This window comes from Gemmatimonas sp. (assembly GCF_021298855.1).
Lineage (GTDB): Bacteria > Gemmatimonadota > Gemmatimonadetes > Gemmatimonadales > Gemmatimonadaceae > Gemmatimonas.
Map to the genome: position 1 here is coordinate 23,372 of NZ_JAJTHI010000040.1, position 20,650 is coordinate 44,021.

23 protein-coding genes are annotated in these 20,650 nt (G+C 69.4%); 19 read left to right on the forward strand and 4 right to left on the reverse strand.

What is annotated here, in order from left to right:
* The first annotated feature begins 110 nt into the window (after window positions 1–110).
* From LW840_RS12680 to arfB, 3 genes are read left to right on the forward strand one after another with little or no spacing between them, the layout of a single operon-like run.
* On the forward strand, window positions 111–1,469 hold the full coding sequence (locus tag LW840_RS12680; RefSeq protein ID WP_291261730.1) for a hemolysin family protein: 1,359 nt from the start codon (window positions 111–113) through the stop codon (window positions 1,467–1,469).
* Between the two features lie 53 nt (window positions 1,470–1,522).
* Window positions 1,523–2,275, forward strand: coding sequence for a class I SAM-dependent methyltransferase (locus LW840_RS12685; RefSeq protein WP_291268487.1), 753 nt, complete (start codon window positions 1,523–1,525; stop codon window positions 2,273–2,275).
* Between the two features lie 47 nt (window positions 2,276–2,322).
* A complete protein-coding gene (gene arfB / locus LW840_RS12690; protein ID WP_291268488.1) occupies window positions 2,323–2,739 on the forward strand; it encodes an alternative ribosome rescue aminoacyl-tRNA hydrolase ArfB in 417 nt (138 codons plus the stop codon).
* 57 nt (window positions 2,740–2,796) lie between these two features.
* Here the strand turns inward: arfB and LW840_RS12695 are convergent, their stop codons facing one another.
* A complete protein-coding gene (locus LW840_RS12695; RefSeq protein WP_291268489.1) occupies window positions 2,797–3,528 on the reverse strand; it encodes a hypothetical protein in 732 nt (243 codons plus the stop codon).
* 108 nt (window positions 3,529–3,636) lie between these two features.
* Here LW840_RS12695 and LW840_RS12700 point away from each other — a divergent pair, with 108 nt between their 5' ends.
* The 9 genes from LW840_RS12700 to LW840_RS12740 all read left to right on the forward strand — a co-directional run bounded on the left by LW840_RS12700 (window position 3,637) and on the right by LW840_RS12740 (window position 13,209).
* Window positions 3,637–4,071 (forward strand): hypothetical protein, encoded by a 435-nt coding sequence (locus LW840_RS12700; protein ID WP_291268490.1) that lies wholly within the window; start codon window positions 3,637–3,639, stop codon window positions 4,069–4,071.
* Window positions 4,072–4,185: 114 nt separating this feature from the next.
* Window positions 4,186–6,417 (forward strand): ABC transporter ATP-binding protein, encoded by a 2,232-nt coding sequence (locus LW840_RS12705; protein ID WP_291269842.1) that lies wholly within the window; start codon window positions 4,186–4,188, stop codon window positions 6,415–6,417.
* A gap of 3 nt (window positions 6,418–6,420) precedes the next feature.
* A complete protein-coding gene (locus LW840_RS12710) occupies window positions 6,421–7,767 on the forward strand; it encodes a biotin/lipoyl-binding protein (RefSeq protein ID WP_291268492.1) in 1,347 nt (448 codons plus the stop codon).
* Complete coding sequence (locus LW840_RS12715; RefSeq protein ID WP_291261723.1) at window positions 7,764–9,263, forward strand: TolC family protein; 1,500 nt, start codon at window positions 7,764–7,766, stop codon at window positions 9,261–9,263. Before LW840_RS12710 ends, LW840_RS12715 begins: the two co-directional genes overlap by 4 nt.
* Window positions 9,264–9,460: 197 nt before the next feature.
* On the forward strand, window positions 9,461–9,652 hold the full coding sequence (locus LW840_RS17605; RefSeq protein ID WP_343213684.1) for a CPXCG motif-containing cysteine-rich protein: 192 nt from the start codon (window positions 9,461–9,463) through the stop codon (window positions 9,650–9,652).
* Window positions 9,645–11,117 carry a CHAD domain-containing protein gene (locus LW840_RS12725; RefSeq protein WP_291277097.1) on the forward strand — a complete coding sequence of 491 codons (1,473 nt, stop codon included), beginning with the start codon at window positions 9,645–9,647 and terminating at the stop codon, window positions 11,115–11,117. Before LW840_RS17605 ends, LW840_RS12725 begins: the two co-directional genes overlap by 8 nt.
* Before the next feature lie 7 nt (window positions 11,118–11,124).
* Window positions 11,125–12,333, forward strand: a complete 1,209-nt coding sequence (locus LW840_RS12730; protein WP_291277098.1) for an HDOD domain-containing protein — start codon at window positions 11,125–11,127, stop codon at window positions 12,331–12,333.
* A 16-nt stretch (window positions 12,334–12,349) separates the two neighbouring features.
* Window positions 12,350–12,781, forward strand: coding sequence for a hypothetical protein (locus LW840_RS12735; protein WP_291268495.1), 432 nt, complete (start codon window positions 12,350–12,352; stop codon window positions 12,779–12,781).
* A complete protein-coding gene (locus LW840_RS12740) occupies window positions 12,778–13,209 on the forward strand; it encodes a S4 domain-containing protein (protein ID WP_291261718.1) in 432 nt (143 codons plus the stop codon). Before LW840_RS12735 ends, LW840_RS12740 begins: the two co-directional genes overlap by 4 nt.
* 105 nt (window positions 13,210–13,314) lie before the next feature.
* Here the strand turns inward: LW840_RS12740 and LW840_RS12745 are convergent, their stop codons facing one another.
* Both LW840_RS12745 and LW840_RS12750 read right to left on the reverse strand, forming a co-directional pair.
* Complete coding sequence (locus LW840_RS12745; protein WP_291269580.1) at window positions 13,315–13,590, reverse strand: hypothetical protein; 276 nt, start codon at window positions 13,588–13,590, stop codon at window positions 13,315–13,317.
* 19 nt (window positions 13,591–13,609) lie between these two features.
* Entirely contained in the window at window positions 13,610–14,047 is a 438-nt protein-coding gene (locus LW840_RS12750) for a RidA family protein (protein ID WP_291269581.1), read from the reverse strand.
* A 24-nt stretch (window positions 14,048–14,071) separates the two neighbouring features.
* On the opposite strand from LW840_RS12750, the gene LW840_RS12755 reads away from it, so the two are divergent.
* Window positions 14,072–15,208 carry an alanine racemase gene (locus LW840_RS12755; protein ID WP_291269582.1) on the forward strand — a complete coding sequence of 379 codons (1,137 nt, stop codon included), beginning with the start codon at window positions 14,072–14,074 and terminating at the stop codon, window positions 15,206–15,208.
* A 53-nt stretch (window positions 15,209–15,261) separates the two neighbouring features.
* On the opposite strand, the gene ybaK is transcribed toward LW840_RS12755, so the two are convergent.
* Window positions 15,262–15,732, reverse strand: coding sequence for a Cys-tRNA(Pro) deacylase (gene ybaK, locus LW840_RS12760; protein ID WP_291261714.1), 471 nt, complete (start codon window positions 15,730–15,732; stop codon window positions 15,262–15,264).
* A gap of 35 nt (window positions 15,733–15,767) precedes the next feature.
* Here ybaK and LW840_RS12765 point away from each other — a divergent pair, with 35 nt between their 5' ends.
* The 6 genes from LW840_RS12765 (at window position 15,768) to LW840_RS12790 (ending at window position 20,647) form a co-directional block, all read left to right on the forward strand.
* Window positions 15,768–17,099: a DNA polymerase IV gene (locus LW840_RS12765; protein ID WP_291267891.1), complete on the forward strand. Its 1,332-nt coding sequence runs from the start codon at window positions 15,768–15,770 to the stop codon at window positions 17,097–17,099.
* A gap of 118 nt (window positions 17,100–17,217) precedes the next feature.
* The gene (locus tag LW840_RS12770; RefSeq protein ID WP_291267892.1) at window positions 17,218–17,481 is read left to right on the forward strand and encodes a hypothetical protein; all 264 of its coding nucleotides are present in this window, start codon (window positions 17,218–17,220) and stop codon (window positions 17,479–17,481) included.
* A gap of 189 nt (window positions 17,482–17,670) precedes the next feature.
* Window positions 17,671–18,663, forward strand: coding sequence for a sodium-dependent bicarbonate transport family permease (locus LW840_RS12775; protein WP_291261711.1), 993 nt, complete (start codon window positions 17,671–17,673; stop codon window positions 18,661–18,663).
* Window positions 18,664–18,673: 10 nt separating this feature from the next.
* On the forward strand, window positions 18,674–19,000 hold the full coding sequence (locus tag LW840_RS12780; protein ID WP_291267894.1) for a hypothetical protein: 327 nt from the start codon (window positions 18,674–18,676) through the stop codon (window positions 18,998–19,000).
* 1 nt (window position 19,001) lies between these two features.
* Window positions 19,002–19,733, forward strand: coding sequence for a carbonic anhydrase (locus LW840_RS12785; RefSeq protein ID WP_291261709.1), 732 nt, complete (start codon window positions 19,002–19,004; stop codon window positions 19,731–19,733).
* A complete protein-coding gene (locus LW840_RS12790; RefSeq protein ID WP_291267896.1) occupies window positions 19,733–20,647 on the forward strand; it encodes a LysR family transcriptional regulator in 915 nt (304 codons plus the stop codon). Before LW840_RS12785 ends, LW840_RS12790 begins: the two co-directional genes overlap by 1 nt.
* Window positions 20,648–20,650: the final 3 nt, after the last annotated feature.

The following is a 20,650-nucleotide window of genomic DNA, read 5'->3' on the forward strand; positions in this document are numbered from 1 at the left end:
ACGCGCGAATCGTTGCAGGGTCGTGCAAATTGCAGCAGCGGTCAGGGGCCCCGAGTCTTGCAGATTGCACTACCCTGACGAATCAGCCGCCCGCCCGTTTCCTTTGGGTCATGTTCGCCGAACCTGCGTTGTCTGCCGACCCCGCGCTGTCGATCGGGACCATTTCGATCCGGCTCCTGTTCGTTTTGGTCCTGGTGCTGCTCAATGCCTTCTTCGTGGCAGCCGAGTTCGCCCTCGTGGCCGTACGACGGAGCCGGATCGACCAGATGGCCGCCGAGGGGGACCGCAGCGCGGCGGTCGTCCAGCGCGCGCTCTCGCAACTGGACCGATACATCTCCGGCACCCAGCTGGGGATCACGCTGGCCTCGCTCGCCCTCGGGTGGATCGGGGAACCGGCGTTTGCCGTTTTGGTGGATATGGCGCTTCACCAGGTGGGGATCACCCCGGATCCGGGGGCCGAACACACCGGTGCCGGGATCGCCGTGGCCTTTCTCGTGATTACGTTCCTGCACATCGTGCTGGGCGAGCTGGCGCCCAAGTCGGTGGCGCTGGCCCGCCCGGAAGGGGTGAGCCGCCTCGTCGCCCGACCGCTGATGCTCTTCTCCCAGGCCATGTCCCCCTTCATTGCCATGCTCAACGGCACGGCCAACCGCCTGCTGGCCCTGGGCGGGATCGAGCCCGTCTCCGAAGGGGGACACGTGCACAGCCCCGAGGAACTGCGGCTGCTGGTCATGCAGGCCCGCGCGCACGGGACACTCGACGAGAGCGACTCGGCCATGCTCGCCGGGGTCTTCGATTTCCACAACAAGCGGGCGCTGGACGTGATGCGCCCTCGCACGGAAATGGTGGCCATTGCCGAGGATGTCGAGCTGGAAGAGCTGCGGGAGATCATGCGCCGGGAACGGTATTCCCGGTATCCGGTCTTTCGGGACACGGCCGACGATATCGTGGGGGTCTTTCTGGCCAAGGACTTCTGGCTGGCCGATGATCCTGAGTCCTTCGCCCTCCGGGACCATCTGCGCGAACCGCTCTTCGTTCCGGCGAGCCGGGCCGCCGAGCGGGTACTCGACGATTTGCGACGCACCCGGGCCCATCTGGCCGTGGTGCTGGACGAGTACGGCGGCACCGCCGGCATCGTGACGATGGAAGACCTGGTGGAGGAGGTGGTGGGGGATATCGCCGACGAGTACGACCCCTTGTCGCGGGACGCCCTGATGTTCGACGGGGTCCTTGAACTGGCGGGCTCGATGTCGCTGGTGGACGTGCGATCGGATCACAAGCTGCCCATCCCGGAAGGAGACTGGAGCACGCTGGGCGGTTACGCGTTCGCCGCCCTGGGGCGCCTGCCCCGTGTGGGAGACCGGGTGGGGTATCCAGGCGGCGAGCTGGAAGTCGTGGCCATGGATGGCCGCCGAGTGGCGGCCCTGCGTGTCCACCGTCGCGCAGAACCTGTTGCCGGAGTGCCATGATGATGCGGCGACACGCGCGGTGGACCGTTCTGTCGTTGGGGATACCTCTCGTATTGGCGTGCCGACCGGCGGGGGAGCGGGTGGTGCTGCGGAACGGCACGCCCGGTGTGGCCGTGGGTTCGGATACGGTCACCCCTGCCGCCCAGGCTGGCGCTCAGGCGGCGGACTTCCCGCCTCCGGCGAGAGAGGTGGCCGACATTGTGGCGCCGCGATGGACCGCCGAGGATGATCGCGACGAAACGGGAGAGTTCGACACGGTCGTGAAACTGGCCCGGATCGCCCGCGGTCAGGCCGTGGCGGACATCGGCGCCGGCGACGGGTACTACGTGGCGCGGCTGTCCCCGCTCGTGGGGAGTGAGGGGGTGGTGTTTGGCCAGGACATCATGCCCGAGTACTTGGCCCTGCTGCAGCGTCGCGTCGTTCGCGATGGGCTCTCCAACGTGCGCGTGGTGCTGGGCGAAGCACATGATCCGCGCTTGCCGGCGGGGAGCGTGGATGTCGCGCTCATGATTCACATGTATCACGAGATTTCCCAGCCGTTTGCCCTGTTGTGGAATCTTGCGTCGTCGATGAAGCCGGGAGGACGTCTCGTGATTCTCGATTTGGATCGCCCGACCTACGGGCACGGCACGCCGCCGTCGCTGCTCGACTGCGAGCTGTCGCGCGTGGGGTACCGGCGCCTGTCGCGGCGCGAGACGGGGCCCGAGGAGTATGTGGCGATCTACGCGGCGCCGACGCCGGCGCAGCGCCCTGCACCGGCCGCCATTTCGGCGTCGCTTCGGCGCACGCCGTGCCGGGCACCATGAACGGCGCCGACGGTCCACGGTCGCCGCGAGGCGAGGAGACGGACGGCGTGACCGTGGCGCCAGGGGTACACATACCAGCGACCGAGTTGCAGCTGTCGGCGATTGCCGGCGGCGGCCCAGGGGGACAGCATGTGAACCGCAGCGCGACCCGCGTGGTGCTGCAATGGAACGTGCGCGCCACGCGGGCGTTGCGCGCCGAGCAGCGGGAGCGGGTGCTGGAGAAGCTGGCCTCGCGTCTGGACAGCGACGGGGCGCTGCGCATCGTGGCCGGGGAATATCGCAGCCAGCTGCAGAATCGCCGGGCGGCGCTCGAGCGACTGCGCCAACTCGTGGCGCGGGCGCTGGTGGTGCCGCGCGCCCGCAAGGCCACCACGCCCACCTTTGGCTCGGTGCAGGAGCGGCTGAGCACGAAGCGGCAGCGCGCGGAAACCAAGCGGCAGCGACGCCGGCCGCTGGACGATTGAGGGCCGGGCGTTGGGGCGCGGCGCTCCTCCTGCCGCCGCGCCCACCCCTCCGGTGGTTCAGAACGCGATGATGTTGGCGCCGAGGTAATAGGTAATGAAGTCGGCGCGCCCGCGAACGGGCACCGGCACCGCGTTGTTCTCGAAGGCCTGCCGCACCCGATCGGAGGTCAGGTAGCGCACGTCGTCATGGCGGAGAAAGCGGGCCCCGAGGTCGAGGCGGACGGGGAAGTTGCCGCCAGTGAGGCGAAGGTAGCTGCCCACCGCTCCACCGTAGGCCCAGACGGCATCACTGGAGTTCGTGGTGCGAGCGAAAGGCGAGTTGACGTTCTGCGACCCTTCGACATTGCTCTCGGTCCAGAAGACCGAGAAGCCGCCGAGCACCGTGGCGTAGGGCGTGAAGGCCCCGGTGGGCCCAAGCAGCTGCGGGCCAGCAACGACGGACATGATGTTGCTGGACGTGCGCAGGTCGAGCTGCACGAGCCCTCCGGTTCCGGCCAACGGAATGCGCCGCCGGCTGTTGGCGTACGAGACGAAGGAGAAGTCACCGCGCACATTGAGGAGCTTGTCGCGGTCGAGCGCGCGGAGGACGTAGCCGCCCAGCCCGAAGCCGTTGTTGGTGTTGGCAGCGAATTCGCCTCTGGGTTCGGTGACCTGAAAATGGAGGCCGAGCGCGCCGAGACCCGACGGGACTCGCGCATCGTCGGTGCGGGGGCGCGGGGTATCCTGGGCGGCGGCCCGTCCACTGACGAGGAGGAAGGCGGCGGCCAGCATGGCGTGATGGAGGTGCATAGCGGCTCTATACGCCGAACGGGCGCGAAGGTGTCACGGATGGGCTCCCGAAAGTTTCCAGGGACGTCCCTTGAATCCCGACCGAGGGAATCGACATTCTTCCCCGCTATGCCTTTCCGCCACGTGTCCACGCTCTGGCTCTGGTTGGCGCTCCTCTGCGGAGCACCGGCCGGCAGTGCCCATGCGATCGCGCCGCGTGCGCCGATCGCGGAGGCCGTGGTCGCGAGTTCAGCGGTCGCGCCTGCCGTCGCGCCGCGGGCGGTAGACGCGCCCGCGCTGCGCCCGGCGCTTCCCGGCGCCCCGCGGCTGTCGGGGGGTGAGCCGGCCGAACACCGCCAGTCGCGCTCGTGGCACCGCAGCACCAGCCGCCGCTCCCAGCGGGACGCCGGCGGCCTGCTCACCGCGTCGGGGGGGACGGGGATCATTCCTGCCCCGGTGGCGTTGTATCGTGAGCGTGCGCCATGGCAGCGACGCGGTGCCTTTGCGGGACGCGTCACGGGTCGCTTCGCCGCCCCGCCGCGCGCGCCGCCCGCGCACAACTGACGAACTGCTGGACATCGCCCGTTCCCTCCGCACGTTTTCCTGCGGGTGGGCGGGCAGGCACAACGCGCCTCCGCGTTCGTGCTCCGCCCTTCCTCAGTCCCTTGAATTGCGAGCATGTCGGCACAGGCAACCCGCGTCAATCAACGCATCTCCGAGTCGCTCGGCCTCGACGTCGAGCAAGCCCGCTGGCGGGCGCTGACGCGCCAGATCTCTCCCCAGGACCCGCTCCCCGGTCGCATCCGCTCCATTGGCGGCGCCGTGGACATCGGGTTCCTCGACCGCACGCTGAGCCTCGAGGAGATACGGACCGCGATGGCGAAGGGGCAGCTGCCGCTGGTGTTGCTCAGCCGCGACGGCGGCGACGCCATTGTCCTGGATCGTGACGAGGAGGGGCATGCGCGCGCCTGGCTGGTGGGCCGGGATGGCGCCGAGCAGCGCATCGATGCCGATGCGCCCCAGCTGGCCGACGCGGTCGTGCGCCGGTTGGGGCACACGGGTGCCGTGCCGGCGCTGGCTCCCATGGCGCTCCGGTCACCGGTGGCCATTCAGGGAGATGGCGCCCCGCACAGCCCGCTCGAGGGGCATGGCGCACACGAGGCGGAACATCTTTCGCCGATCGACCGCACCTTCGCCCTGCTGGCACGGGAAAAGCGCGAAATCACCACGGTGTTCTTCTACGCCACGCTGGCGGGCGGCCTGAGCCTGATCCTGCCGCTGGCGGTGGGTGGCATCGTGCAGCTGGTGCAGGGACGCCTGTTCCTGCAGCCGGTCGTCGTGCTCATTTCGTTCGTCATTCTGGGCACGATCGTGGCCGGGGTGCTGCAGATCGGCATCCTCAAGGTCGTCGAGCGCATCCAGCAGCGCATCTTCGCGCGCATGGCGCTGGAGTTCGCCTTCCGCGTGCCGCGCATGAAGTACGCCTCGTCGCTCGAGCAGAACCTGCCGGAGCAGATGAACCGGCTCTTCGAGGCGGTGGCCATCCAGAAGGGCATGCAGAAGCTGCTCATCGATGTGCCCACGGCGCTGCTCACCGTGCTGTTCGGCCTCATCCTGCTCACGGTGTACAGTCCGTGGTTCTCGCTCTTCGCGGTGGTGGTGATCTTCATTCTGTACATGATCATCCGCCTGACCGGACCGGAGGGGCTGGCCACCTCCATCGTGGAGTCGAAGTACAAGTACAAGGCGGTGCACTGGCTGGAGGAGATCGCGCGCGCCTTCCACGCCTTCAAGTATGCCGGCGACTCCACGTTGCCGGTGGAGCGCATGGATGATGTCATCACGGGGTACATCAAGTACCGCAAGAAGCACTTTGCGGTGCTGGTGAAGCAGACGATCGCGCTGATCGGCTTCAAGACGTTCATCACGGCGGCCGTGCTCATCATCGGGGCCACGCTGGTGCAGACGAATCGCCTGCTGCTCGGGCAGTTCGTGGCCGCCGAAGTGGTGATCGTGACGGTGCTGGTAGGCGTGGAGAAGCTCATGACGAGCCTGTCCACGGTGTACGACGTGCTCACGTCGGTGGACAAGTCGGGGCACGTGGCCGATCTGCCGCTCGAGGCGCGCGGCGGCCTGGCGCCCATCCACACGCCCGGCACGGGGGTGGCCATCGAGACGCGCGACCTGCGCTACCGCTATCCGGGTGCCAAGTCGCCCTCGGTGGATGGCGTGTCGGTGCGCATCGCGCCGGGGGAGCGGGTGGCCATCATGGGCGTGGACGGCTCGGGGCGCAGCACGCTGGTGAAGCTGCTGGCGGGGCTCATCGACGATTACGACGGCACCATCCGCTTCGACGGCATCACGCTGCGCGATCTCGACCGGCCGGCGTTGCGCGCACGCATTGGCCAGATGCTCTCGTGGGGTGACCTCTTCGATGGCACCATCGAGGAGAACATCAGCGTGGGGCGTGCGCACATCACGCCGCTCGACGTGCGCGAGGCGCTCGACGACCTGCAGCTGACCGACGAGATCCAGCATCTGCCGCAGGGCATCCAGACGGAGCTCACCAACGGCGCCCGCAACCTGCCGGCCCACCTGGCCAACAAGCTGCTGGTGGCGCAGGGCATCGTGGGGCGTCCGCGCCTCGTCGTGCTCGACGACTTCTTCCAGAACCTCGACGCGTCGTCGCGGTCGCTCATCATCCGGCTGCTCACCGATCGGGAGCGGCACTGGACGGTCCTTACCGTATCCCACGATCCCCAGCTGCTGTCGGCCTTCGACCGGGTACTGGTGGTGCACGACGGCAAGGTACTGCGCGATGGCACGTTCCAGCAGCTTCGCAGCGATCCGCTCTGCCGCAGTCTCCTGCACGAGTACGTGAACGAATCCCCGGCCGCGAACGGCGCCTGATCCATGGCCTCCTCCGACATCAACATCGAGCGCGAACTCAAGGCGCTCCCCCTCGAGACCACGACCCTGCTTGGCGCGGCGGACAGCGGCCGTGTGGTGTCCCGCTGGCTGATCGGCATTCTGCTGGTGCTCGTGGCCATCATGTTCCTGCCCTGGCAGCAGAACGTGCAGGGCAACGGCAACGTCACGGCGCTCAGTCCGGCCGACCGTCCCCAGCAGCTGCAATCGCGCATCGACGGCCGCATCGAAGCGTGGTTCGTCTCCGAAGGCCAATTCGTGAAGAAGGGCGACTCGATCGTCCGGATCTCCGAAATCAAGGAAGAGTACCTCAACCCGAACGTGCTGCCGCTCACGCAACAGCAGCAGTCGGCCAAACAGAGCGCGATCGAAGAGAAGCTCAACAAGGCCGCCGCACTGTCGCAGCTGATCGAGCGGCTCGAGCAGCAGCGGGACTTCAAGCTGCAGCAGACGGCCAACAAGGTGTTGCAGTACCAGGCCGAGGTGCGGCAGGCCACCCTCGAGGATTCGGTGGCCCGCGACCAGCTGCGTCGGCGTGAGCGCCTGTTTCGCGACTCGCTGGGCCTGGTTTCGGTGAACGACCTGCAGACCTTCCAGATTCGCGTGCAGTCGGCGGCGGCGAAGCTGGTGGAGAAGCAGCAGATGCTGGCCATTACGCAGACGGACCTGCAGAGCATTCCCGCCGAGTACGGCGAGAAGATCGCGAAGTCGCGCTCCGACCGCGCGGCCACGCTCGCCGAGGTGAGCGAGGGGCGCTCCGATGTGGCGAAGCTCAAGGACAAGGTGGGGTCGCTCACCCTGCGCAACTCGTTTTACGTGATCGAGGCCCCGCAGGATGGGTACGTGGTGCGGGCCACGCGCGCCGGCCAGGGGGAAATCGTGAAGGCGGGTGAGCCGATCGTGAGCATCCAGCCGGCGCGCCCCCGCAAGGCCGTGGAGCTGTACGTGAAGCCGATGGACGTGGCGCTCCTCAAGCCGGGGCGCCATGTGCGCGTGTTCTTCGATGGGTGGCCCGCATTGCAGATCTCGGGATGGCCGCAGGTGGCGGTGGGCACCTTCGGCGCGCAGGTGGCGGTCATCGACCAGTTTCCGAGCGCCGATGGTCGCTTCCGCGTGCTGCTGGTGCCCGACACCACCCACGATGAAGACTGGCCTGCCCAGTTGCGGCTGGGCACCGGCGCCGAAGGATGGGCGATGCTCGACAACGTGACCGTGGGGTGGGAACTGTGGCGTCAGCTGAACGGCTTCCCGCTGTCGATCAAGCCCGGCGACGCACTCTCCGGCGATGAAGTGGCGGGCGGCAAGGGCAAGGATGGCGGAGGCAAGAAGTGACGGCGACGTGGCGACTGGCAGCCCTGCTGCTGCTCGGAACGGCGCTGCCCGGCCGCCCGGTTGGCGCCCAGGCCATGTCGGCCGCCGACAGCGCGCGGCTCCGCACCAGCGCGCTCATCGGCATCGTGGTGGATACCTCCGGCACGCCGTTCACCTTCCCGGCGTTCGTTGACGTGGTGCTGGCCAACCACCCGGTGGCGCAGCAGGCGCGCCTGGTCTCGGAGCAGGCCCGGGCCGAGCTGCGGCAGGCGTGGGGGGCGTTCGACCCCAAGCTCATGGCGTCGTGGGATCAGAAGCGCTATGCCGGCACGGAGTACTTCAAGTACTTCGATGCCGAACTCAAGCTCCCGCTGCCCATTGGCGCCGACGTGACGCTGGCGTTCGACCGTACCATGGGGCGCTACTTCAACCCCGACCGCCGCACGGTGGGGAACGGCACCTTCTCGGCCGGCATTTCGCTCCCCCTGGGGCAGCGCATCATTACCGACGAGCGGCGCACGGCGCTGCGGCAGGCGCGCGCCGCGCGGGATGCGGGCGACGCCGACCGCATCGGCATCCTCAACAAGCTGCTGTTCTCGTCGGCCAAGGATTACGGCACCTGGTACGAAATGTGGCGGCGGCGCGCGATCGCGCAGGAGGGGGAGGCGCTGGCCGACTTCCGCCTGCGCGCGGTGCGCCAGCGGGTGGCCAACGGCGAAAGCGCGCCCATCGACACCGTCGAAGCGTTGTTGGAGCTGCAGCGCCGTCAGGTTACGCGCTTCGAGACCGAGGCCGCGTTCTACGTGGCCACGCTCAACCTCATGGCCTACCTCTGGGACGACGCCGGACGCCCTGCGGCGTTGCCGGAGAATGCCAAGCCGGTGCTCGACGGCATCGGGCGGGGTGGCATCGATTCGCTGCGCCTCGATGGCCTGTTGGCGCTGGCTACCCGGCGCAACCCGGACCTGCTCAAGGTGCAGGCCAAGGTGCAGCAGGCGGAGGCCGAGCGGCTGCTCGCCACGCAGGGGCTCATTCCGCTGGCCGAGGCCAAGCTGGCGGGGCTGGCCGAGCGCGGGAGCGACGCCGCCTTTTTCAATCGTGAGCGGCTGGACAACAACTACAAGGCCGCGCTCACGTTCAGCACGCCACTGCTGTTTCTCAAGGAATCGGGCAAGTTCGCCGCCACCGGTGCCAAGCTCGAGTTTCAGGAGTTCGAGCGCGACCGGCTGCGCCGCGACGTGGAGTTCGACGCCCGGGCCGCCATCTTCGAGCTGTCGAACCTGCAGCGGCTGCTGGACCGGCAGGCCGCCAACGTCCGCAACGCGCGCCTTCTGCGCGATGCGGAGCAGGTACGCTTCGAGAACGGTGAAAGCACCCTGCTGATTCTCAACCTGCGGGAACGGCTGGTGCTGGACGAGGCAACCAAGCTGGCGGCGCTGGAGGCCAAGGTGGCCTCGGCGCGGGGGGCGCTGGCGCTGGCCACGGGTGATCGAACGCTCATCACGGATCAGCGGTAGATTGGAGCATGGCCGAACGGATCTGGGATGACGACGCCGACTACGCCGGCGACCTCGACGAGGAGCAGGAGGAGGACGACCTCGACGAGGGGTACGAGGATGAGGACGCCGAGGATGACTCGGATGAGGCACTGGACGACGACGACCTGCTCGACGAGGAGTTTCCCGCCGGCGACGGCGCGGCGGACTCGTCGGGGGTGGTGTTCTGCCCGTACTGCGGCGAATCGGTGGAGATCACGCTCGATCCTGGCGGCGGCGCCAACCAGCAGTACATCGAAGACTGCCAGGTGTGCTGCCGTCCGTGGGTCGTGTCGGTGAGCTACGACGACGATGGCACGGCGCAGGTGTTCGTGGACGCCAGCGACGATCACGACGAGCACGATGACTGAGGGGCGCACGCCGTCGGCCGACGACGTGCGCCAGCTGCTCGTCGAGGGCCTGCGCCGGCCAGCGCAGGAGGGCGCGCGGCTGGTGGCGCTGCACTGGCTGCATCAGCTGGCGGCAACCCGCTCCACCTGGCGCGCCATGCAGGAGGCGCAACGGGCGGGCACGCCCTCGGCATCGGGCGAGGCGGGCGACGTGGAGGCCACGGAGTTGCTGCACAAGGCGCGGGTGGCGCTCCGACGCCTCCGCGCGACGGCGCGCGAAAACGCCCGCGTGCTGGACGGGGCCATGGACCGGCGGGCCGCCCGATCGCTGCGGGCGCTCGGTCAGGTCACCAATGCGGTGCGCGATGCCGACGTGCAGCGCACGTGGCTCGAGACGGAGGAGTCGCGACTGCCGGCCGCAGCCCGTCCGGAAGCGGCGGCCCTGCGTGCATGGCTGGCCCGTCGGGCGTCCCCATCGCGCGAATTGGTCGAACGCGCCTTTGCGGCGCACTTCGACCCGATCGAGGATCGGCTGTTCGCCCGACTGGGGCAGTACGAACTGCTCCGGCGCGTGGGCATCGATTCGGCGCCCATGCCATTTGCCCGCCACCTGGCCACCCGTATCTGGCGCGCCGGAAACCGGTTGCGGCGCGACATCGAACGGATCACCGACGTGCAGGCGCAGGACGCCATGCACGAGGTGCGCATCCGACTCAAACGACAGCGCGCGCTGTTGTCCCCGTTCGCGAAGACCCGTCCGGCCATCGGGGCCTGGTTCGATCTGGCCACCCGTGGGCAGGATGTCCTGGGGGCCCTGCGGGACGCCCACCTGCTCGCGCGGCGCGCGCACAAGGCCGGATTGCCGGTGCTGGAGCGCACCCTGCAGGACATCGTGCTGGCGCATTTCCAGCTCTTCCAGCAGGACTGGGGCGAGCGTCTCGACGATGTGCTGCGCACGCTCGACGCCGCGGCCAACGCCTTGCGGGCCGAGGGGTCCCCAATGACGGCCAGTGGGCTGCCCCTGGAGATCGAGCGCAAGTACCTGCTGCGCGCCTGTCCGCCGGCGGCGCGCGCGGTGGCCCCGGTGCGGATCGAGCAGGGGTGGATCCCCGGTCAGGCCCTGCGTGAGCGCCTGCGCCGACGTACCGCGCCCGACGGCACCGTCAGCTGCTGGCGCACGGTGAAGCTGGGGCCGGCCGCCGCCCGCGTGGAGGTGGAGGAGATTGCTCCGCCCGCGCTCTTCGGGGCCATGTGGGAGCTCACGCGCCCGGCGCGCGTGCTCAAGGACCGGTATGTCGTGCCGCACGGCGCGCATACCTGGGAGATCGACGTGTTTCTGGATCGCGACCTCGTGCTGGCCGAAGTGGAATTGGGTGATGTGACCGAGGCGGTCACGCTGCCGCCGTGGCTGGCGCCGTATCTCGAGCGCGACGTGACGGGCGATCCGGCGTACTTCAACGCGACGCTCGCGCGGCCGGCCGAGTGAGCGGCCCATGCTGATCTCCCTCACGCCGTTGCGTGATCGCCGGGAACGCGTGATGGGCTACGCCCTGAGCGCGTATCCGGAGGATACGGCCGGCGCGCCGTTGAGCCCCGACGATGAGGCCCGGCGCACGCTCGAACAGGTACCGCAGCTGAGCCGGATGGTGGGGCGCAGCCTGGTGGTGCCGATCACGCCAGCGCTGGTGCGCGACGGCACGATTTCCCGCTTCGCCTCGCTCGACGCGGTCTGGCTGGTGGCATCGGAAGCACTCGACGACGCCATGACGCAACGGGCGGTGGACCGGCTTATCGGCTCCGGTCTTCACTTCGCGCTGCAGGGATTTCCCGAGGTCGAGCCCCTGCCTCCGTCGCTCGCCGGCAGCGCCGTCGTACTCGATGCGGCCCGCACGCCGGCGCCCCTGTTGGAACGCCGTGTGCGCGTGCTGCTCGAGGCCGGGCTGCGTCCGCTCGTGCGCGGGGTGGACGACCGGGCGACGCGGCATCGCGTCCTGTCCGCCGGGGTGCTGTTGTACACCGGACGCCAGCTCATCCGCGGCGCGTCGGCGGCTGCCGATCGCACGACCGAGGACAGCATCCTGCGCGCGATTGCCATGCTGGCTGCGTTCAGCGATGGGCGGCCGCCCGATGAATCGTTCGACCGCTTCGTGCGCGACGACCCGCACGTGGCGGCGTCGCTGCTCAAGGCCCTGTCATCGGCCGCAGTGGGGGCGCGTGGTCCGCGCAGTGTGTCGCGCGCCATCACGATGCTCGGCCGCGACGCCATCATCGAACGGCTCGTCGCGGTGACGGCGCGCCTCATCGGGGAGGCGGCCCATGACCCGGAACTCGCGTTGACCGCGCTGCGCCGGGCGCGCCTCTGCGAACGGGTGGGCACGGCGCTCGACGAGGCGCCGCACCCCCGGGCGCGCGTGGTGGCCGGACTGCTGTCGACGCTGGAGTTCGCCCTGGCCTCGCCTTTGCCCATCATCGCGCAACGGCTGGCCCTCCCGCCGGCCTTGCGCGACGCGCTGGACGCGCGCGAGCAACCGCTGGGGCAGTTGCTCGACGTGGTGGACGCCATGGAGTACGGCTGGTGGGACGATCTCGTGATGCGGTGCCGGCGTTTGGGCATCCGGCCGCAGATGGTGGCGGATGCCTGGCTCGAGACATGGAAGAGCGCACGCGTCGAATTGGGCATCATCCGCCCTGACTCCTTCTGAAGGCACCGGAGCAGACATGGCCGAAACGGCACGCGAGTACCTGATTCACCGCTTTCGCGGCGACGCGGAGGCGCTGCGTTCCCGCTGTGAGGTGCTGCAGCGCGGCACGACGGTGCCGGGGCCGGACCTGCCCACGTCCCGCCAGATGGCGACGGCGTGCGAGACCGTGGTCCGCATGCTCGAGGCCGTGGCGCCGCATGACGACGCCGCCGCCGAGTTGTCGGCGCTGGTAGCGCTGATCCCCGTGCTGGACCAGCACGCCCGGGGCCACGCGGCGTCGCCCCCGGTGCGCGCCGTGTTCGCCGGTGCGGCCACCCGCATTCGCGAGGTGGAGGCCGCCGAGCAGCGTGCGGCGCGGTTGGTGGCCGATGAGGGGGATGCCGACCATGCCGATGGCGATGCCGACGACGACCGCGTGGAATGGGCGGAGGAGGGCGACGAGGCATGAGCGGGGTGCACGACGTGCCGGACGACGCGTTGCCGACGCCGGCGGGCAAAGTCCGCCTCGACAAGTGGCTCTGGGCGGCGCGCTTCTTCAAGACGCGGGCGCTCGCTGCCGACGCCATCGACGGCGGCAAGGTGGACGTGAACGGCGACCGGGCCAAACGCGCCAAGCAGGTTCAGGCCGGCGATGTGGTACGCCTGCGGCAGGGGCCGGTGGAATGGGTGCTCGCGGTGCGGGACGTTGCGGAGCGCCGCGGATCGGCGGAGGTTGCCCGCGGCCTGTACGAGGAAACGGCCGACGGGCGTCGCCAGCGCGAGATCGTGACGGAGCAGCTGCGGCAGATGCCCACGGCATTCTCGCACGGTGACGGCAAACCGGGGAAGCGCGACCGGCGCGCACTGCGTCGCTTGAAGGGCGGCACCGACTGGTAGCCCCGTGCCGGCGGCCGGCATCATGCGCCTCGTTTCACTGCGGGCACGGTCGTCACAATTCGCGTGGCCCGCCGCGCGCGACCGGCGTGCCCGCCCTCCCGCCCCTCACAGCGCTCCCAGCACGGCCTCCGCCCGGTGCACGATGCGCTCCGTCGTGTCGGCGGGCGTCGTGCAGATCACGGGGCAGCCGCCTGCGGTGCGTTGCGCGGCGTCCCCCTCACCGGCCAGCGGCCCCGCGATGACCAGCTGCACGCGGCCATCACCAAGACACTTGGCCAGTTCGGCGGGGCGGCTGGCGCTGCGCACCTCGTAGCGGTGCTCACGCAGGGCGGCCTCGAGGGGCTGCCGCCAGCCGCGATCGGTGCTGAAGACGGCAATCATGCGGCCCCCGCCGACCCGCTCATGCGGGGGGGCGCGCGGCCGGCACCGCCGCGATGGCGGAAATCTCCACGAGGATGCCGCGCAGCTGCGCCCCCACGACCGCCCGCGTGGGAAACGGCGGCGAGAACACGGTACGATACACCTCGTTGAATGTCCCCCAGTCGTTTTCGTCGGCGAGATACACGGTGACGCTCACGACATCGGCCAGCGTCGCGCCGCCGGTGCGCAGGATGCGTTCGAGGTTGGCCAGCGTCACGCGCGTCTGCTCCTCCACCGTGGTGCCCATGATCTGGCCGGTGGCCGGATCGCGCGGGGTCTGCCCGGAGACGAAGAGCAGCTGCGCGCCATTTGCGGTGCGCACGCCGGGAGAGTAGGCTCCCGCAGGCGGTGGCAGGTCGGGAAGAACAACCGGCGTCCACTGGCGCTCTGGCGCCGGGGTGTGCTGGGGTTCGGACATTTTCAGGATGGCGGAGGTGGGGCGGTGGCAACGTATCTCGAGCAACTCGAGACGCCGGTTCCGGTCGTCGATCTCGACCGGCTCTCCCACAATCTGGACCGCATGGCGGCATACGCCACCCTCCACGGGCTGCGATTGCGGCCGCACGTGAAGACGCACAAGTCGCCACGCATTGCCGCCGAGCAGCTGCGTCTGGGGGCCGCGGGGCTCGCCTGTGCGACGCTGCGTGAGGCGGAGGTGATGGCGGAGGTGTGCCACGACCTCCTGGTGGCGTACCCGCCCGTGGGGGCGGCGCGCCTCGAGCGCCTGGCCCGGCTGCCGTCTCACGTCCGGTTGGCCGTGGCGGCCGACGATGTACAGGCCCTCGATGCGCTCGCCGTAGCGGCCCGACTTGGGCAGCGCACGATCGATGTGCTGGTGGAAGCCGATCTGGGCATGCATCGGGTGGGTGTCACCGCGCCGGGAAAGGCCGTCGCCATGGCGCGCCACATCGACCGGGCCTCGTCGCTGCGCTTCGCCGGCCTGCAGTTCTACCCCGGTCACGTGCGGGCGCACGTCAAGGATCAGGACGCGGGACTGGCGCAGGTGGGGCACGATCTGGCGGAGTACATCGAGGCGCTCACGGCGGACGGATTGCCGCCGCACACGGTCAGCGGGGGGTCCACTCCGCTGGCGTGGCGCATGCACGAGGTGCCGGGCGTGAACGAAGTGCGTCCGGGCACGTACGTGTACAACGACCGCACGACCGCGCAGATCGGCGCCTGCGACTGGGAGGACTGTGCTCTCACCGTGCTCGCCACGGTGGTGAGCGTGTCGGTGAAGGGGCAGGCGGTGGTGGACGCCGGCACCAAGGCCCTGGGGCGTGAGCCGCTGCGCGCCGAGGGGGATGGTTACGGCGCGCTGCTCGACCACCCCGATGTGCTCGTGACGCGCCTGTCGGAGGAGCATGGAATCCTCGACCTGTCGCGTTCCTCATGGCGCCCGCGTCTGGGTGACCAGGTGCGCATCGTGCCCAACCACGTGTGCATCGTGGTGCACCTCTTCGACGAGATCATCGGGGTGCGCGGCCATGCGGTGGAAACGCGCTGGCCGGTGACGGCGCGCGGACGCGACTCCAACCGGGAGCTGGACCGCGCGCCAAGCGGGCCGCGGGCCGTCTAGCGACGTCCCGGCTGTTCCTGTCGTCCGTTTGTCCGCCGCTCGCCGGACGAGGGTCAGCGGCGGGCGATGGCGGCGGTCACGCCGCCAGTCATGCTCAGCAGGTCGCCTGCGGCCAGCGCAATTTCGAGTCCACGGCGCCCGGCACTCACGTGAATGCGCGGGACACGCTGCGCACTGTCGTCGAGCACGAGCGGCAGGCGTTTCTTCTGCGCCAGCGGGCTGATGCCCCCCACGACATAGCCCGTGGCACGCTCTGCGGCCTGGGGGTCGGCCATGCGGGCGCGGCGGCCACCCACGGCGTCGGCAAGCGCCTTGAGATCGAGCGTGGCCGTCACGGGGACGACCGCGCAGGCCAACCCCACTCCGTCCACGTCGGCCACCAGCGTCTTGAAGACCGATTCGGGATCGAGCCCGAGGAGGGTGGCGGCCTCGAGGCCGTAGGAGTCCGCGCGCGGATCGTGCTCGTAGCTGAGCACCTCGTGCGGAACGCCGGATTTCCGGGCGAGGAGAATGGCGGGGGTCACCCCTGCACGTTGCACGCGTGCGGTAGCTTTCCGCCATGCCCCCCGCTCGCCGCATTCTGCTCGTGGACGCCGACGCGTTTTTCGTGGCGGTGGCCCGTCAGGTCGATCCGGAGGGGGCCGGTCGTGCCGCCCTGCTCATCGTGGGTGGCCGCCCCGGGTCGCGCGGGGTCGTGTGCAGTGCCTCATACGAGTGCCGCCGCTATGGGGTCCGCTCGGCCATGCCCATTGCGCGCGCCTTGGCGCTCTGCCCCGAGGCCCTGTGCGTCCCCGTGCCGCGGGCGGCCTGCAGTGAACGCAGCCGCGCCATCCAGGGGGTGCTCGGGCGGTTTGCTCCCGTCGTGCAGGCCTCCAGCATAGACGAGTGGTATTGCGACCTCGCCGGCACCGAAGCGCTCTATGGCCACGAATCCCTCGCCGACACGGCGCGGCGCATCCGCGCGGCAGTTCTCGAGGCCACGGGACTGCATGTCTCCATCGGCGGCGGCACCTCGCGCCTGGTGGCGAAGATGGCGGTGGAAGTGGGGAAGCCGAAGCCGGGGAGCGGTGCCACCGGCGTGCACTGCGTGGCCCCAGGCGAGGAAGCGGAGTTTCTTGGCCGTTTCCGTCTGGCGGAACTGCCCATGGTGGGGCCACGGCTGGCGGAGACGCTCTCTCGCCTGGGCCTGGAGACGGTGCAGGAGGCGCAGCGCTGGCCGGAGGAGGCGCTGGTGAGCCGGCTGGGCGAGCGCACGGGGCGATGGCTGGCGCGACGGGTGCGCGGCGTGGACGACAGCATCGTGTCACCCCGGGAGCGCCAGAAACAGGTGAGCCGCGAGGACACCTTCGCCCGCGATCTGGATGACGACGACCTGCTGGAGCGGGAGTTGCTGCGGCTGGCCGTCCGCGTGAGCGCCGACCTGCGTCGGCAGGCGCTCCGGGCGCGCACGGTCACGGTGAAGGTGAAAGACACGGATTTCCGGGTGCGGTCGGCGCAGCGCACCCTGGGTGGATTCATCGAATCGGAAGGGGCGGTGCTCAAGGCCGCCCGCCCCCTGCTCCGTCAGCTGCGCCGCAAGCGCCGCGTGCCGCTGCGGCTGCTGGGGATCGCCCTGTCGCACTTCGACGACGAGGACCGGGGCGCCCCCCTGCCGACCACCCAGCTGGGGCTGTTCGCCGAGCCCGCGGCATTGACCAGCCCTGGCGCCTGCCGCGATGGCGGTGGGGACGGAGGCGGGGCCTCTCCTTTCCCGGAGCCCACGGAGTCGGCGCGGGACCGTGCGCTCACCCGGGCACTGGATCGCATCCGGGAGCGTTACGGCAGCGAGGCCATTCTTCCTGCTCGGCTGGTGGCCCCGGCGCACGAGACGGGGCCAAGGGTGGAAGAATGATCCGGGTCCCACTAGGTTCCCCCCGTTGCGACGGACCAGCGTTCCGGTGGATGGTGCACCGGCTGGCGCTGGTGCCGCGTGTCGCCGATTGCAATCACAACCTGCTCAGGGTGTCTTCATGAGTGCTCAGCAGTACGATCCGAACAAGTTGGGGTGGGGCGCGGCCCTCGTGACCTGCGTCTTCACGGCGGCGCTCGGTTTCGGCGCGTGGACCATCCACAAGAACACCTACCGTCACCCGCGCGACCCCATGGCGCAGCAGGTGTACTACGAGCGCGATCAGGCCAAGCATGCCGCGGGCGGCGATCACGGTGCCGCCGCCGATCACGGCGGCGGTGGTGATCACGCGCCGGCGGCGGCGCCCGCAGGCGAGAAGCACTAGCTCCAGCAACCGGCTGCACCGGAGAGAGGCGCCACCACGTGGCGCCTTTTTTCTTGCACGTTTTCATCCATAGGTTTTTCAAATGTAATTGCGCCTAACATTCGATTTGGATTATGCACTGGGTTCACGCAGACTACGGCCGTGACGCATCGCGCCTGACCGCGCCCACGTCCCCCTCCACCGCACCCCATGATCGAAACGCTCAAGGCCAACCTGCTCTCACCCATTCCCCTCGCCTTCGCGCTGGGCATCGTTGCGCGCCTGGTGAAGAGCGAGTTCTCGCTGCCGAAGGACATCTACAGCGCGCTGTCCATCTACCTCCTGTTCGCCCTCGGCCTGAAGGGCGGGGTGGAGCTCTCACACGCCAGCTTCGATGCCATCGTCGCGCCCGCCGGGGTGACGCTGCTGCTGGGGTGCATCACGCCGCTGACGGCCTACGCGGCCATGCGGTACGTGGGCCGATTCAATGCCAGCGACTCGGCCGGGATGGCGGCACACTACGGGTCGGTGAGCGCCGTCACGTTCATCGCCGCCCAGCAATTCATGGTGCGCGTGGGCGCGCCGGCGGAAGGGTACATGCCCACGCTGCTCACGCTGCTCGAAAGCCCCGGCATTCACATTGCGCTCGCGATTGGGGCCATTCAACGCAACAAGCAGCTGCTTGCCACGGGCGGTCACGCGGCCGCGCAGGGCAGCATGAAGGAGGTGCTGCACGAGGTACTCACCGGGCGCACGATGATTCTGCTGGTGGGTGGCCTGATTGTGGGCTTCTTCATGGGCGAAGCCGGGTGGAAGGCGGTATCGCCGTTCTTCGACAGCGGCTTCAAGGGCGCGCTGATGCTCTTCCTGCTGGAAATGGGGGTGGTGGCCGGCGATCGCCTCGGTGACCTCAAGAAAGTGGGGCCGTTCCTGCTGGGTTTCGGCATTCTGATGCCCCTGGCGCACGGCGCGCTGGGCGTGGTGCTTGGCGAGTGGGCGGGGTTGTCGCCGAGTGGCGCCGCTGTCCTTGGCACGATGGCGGCGAGTGCGAGCTACATCGCCGCGCCGCCCGCCGTGCGCCTCACGCTGCCGGAAGCGAACCCCACGTACTCACTCACGGCGGCGCTCGCGATCACGTTCCCGTTCAACATCCTCGCCGGAATCCCGATCTTCTACGCGCTTGCACAGCGCCTTGCCGCCTGAGGTCACGGTCATGCTCACCTTTCCGTTCAAGCTGGTCACGATCATTGCCGAGCCGGTGCTGGAGCCGCGCATCACGCAGGAACTGCGTCGCCTGGGCGCCACCGGGTTCACGGTGGTCGAGGGGCGCGGCCAAGGCTCCCGGGCGCTGCACGCCGCCGAGATCCCGGGCATCAACGTGCGGATCGAGACCATCGTCCCACCCGACGTGGCGGAGCGCATCGTGGATCACATCGCCCGCAGCTACTTCACCGACTACGAGGTGATTGCCTACCTGTCCGACGTCGCCGTGGTACGCGGCGACAAGTACCGCCAGTCCCCCAATCCCGGAGGCCTCTGACATGTGCACGTCTTGTGATATTCCCACGCCTCGGCCTTCGCGCCGGGCCTTCCTGCACTCGGCCACCGTGGCGGGGGCGGCGCTGCTGGGCGGCAGTGTGGCGTCCGGCGCCCTGGCCGCGCCGGCGTGGGCCCACGGTTCCCCCCGCACCATGCCTGACCCGTTCCCCGATCCCGCGGCGGCGCTCGCTGCGCTGTACGAGGGCAATGCGCGATTCGTGAACGGCCAGGTGATGGCGCCCAACCGCAACATGGCGCGACTCAAGGAAGTGGCGGCGGGACAGAAGCCCTTCGCCGCCTTCCTCGGCTGCGCCGACTCGCGTGTGCCCATCGAGATCGTCTTCGACCAGGGCTTCGGCGACATCTTCGTGACGCGCATCGCCGGCAACGTGGCGGATCCGGCCATCATCGGGTCGCTGGAGTTCGGCACCGAGGTGCTGGGGGCGCAAGTCCTGTACGTGTTGGGCCACACGAAGTGCGGCGCCGTGTCGGCCACCATGGCGGGCAACGAGGTGCCGGGACAGATCTCCACGCTGTACCAGCACCTCCGGCGTGCGGCCAAGGAAAGCGGCGGCGACGTGAATCGGGCCATTGCGCGCAACGTCGAGGTGCAGGCGGAGATTCTCAAGGAAGCCTCACCGGTGATTGCGCGACGGGTGAAGGCCGGCACGCTCGTCATTGCCGGCGGTGTGTATGACCTTGACACCGGCACGGTGACGCCGGTCTCTGTCTAATGGCCCCGCTCTCCCTCAACACCCTCAACTACCAGCATCTCCTGTACTTCTGGGTGGTGGCGCGTGAAGGCAGCATCACGCGCGCCACCGAGGTCCTGCATCTCACGCAGCCCACCATCAGCACGCAGCTCAAGCAGCTGGAGCGGTCGCTGGGGGCGGCGCTGTTCGCCAAGCGCGGGCGCCACCTCGTGCTCACCGAAACGGGGCACCTCGTCTTTCATTACGCCGACGACATGTTCCGCACGGGGCGTGAGCTCACGGAGGCGCTCGCGCGCGGTGATGCACGACTCCCCGCCAAACTGGTCGTGGGCATCTCCGACTCGCTCCCCAAACTCACCACCTGGCGGCTGCTTCGCCCGGCGCTCGACGCCCTGCCGGGGCTGCGCCTCACCTGCCGCATCGACAAGACGGAACGGCTGCTCGCCGACCTGGCGGTGCACGCGCTGGACGTGGTCCTCACCGATACGCCCGCATCGCCGGGGCTGCCCATCACGCTGTTCACGCACCTGCTTGGCGAATGCGGCCTCACCGTGTTCGGTACGGAGGAGCTGGCGAACAAGCATCGACGCAAATTCCCGGGGTCGCTGGACGGTGCGCCCTTCATCATGCCGACCAGCAACACCGCCATGCGCCGCTCGCTCGATGCGTGGTGTGTGGCGCAGGACGTGCGCCCCGACGTGGTGTGCGAGGCGGAAGATGTGGCGCTCCTGCAGGTGTTCGGCCAGGCCGGCATGGGGCTCTTCGCCGCCCCGTCGGTGGTGGAGGCGCAGATCCGGCGCGCCTATCATGTGCGCGTGGTGGGCCGACTGCCCGATGTCCGGGAGCGCTTCTATGCCATCAGTGCCGAGCGCAAGCTGGCGCATCCGGCGGTGGTGGCGCTGAGCGAAGCGGCGCGGACCCGGTTGTTCGGGTGAGGT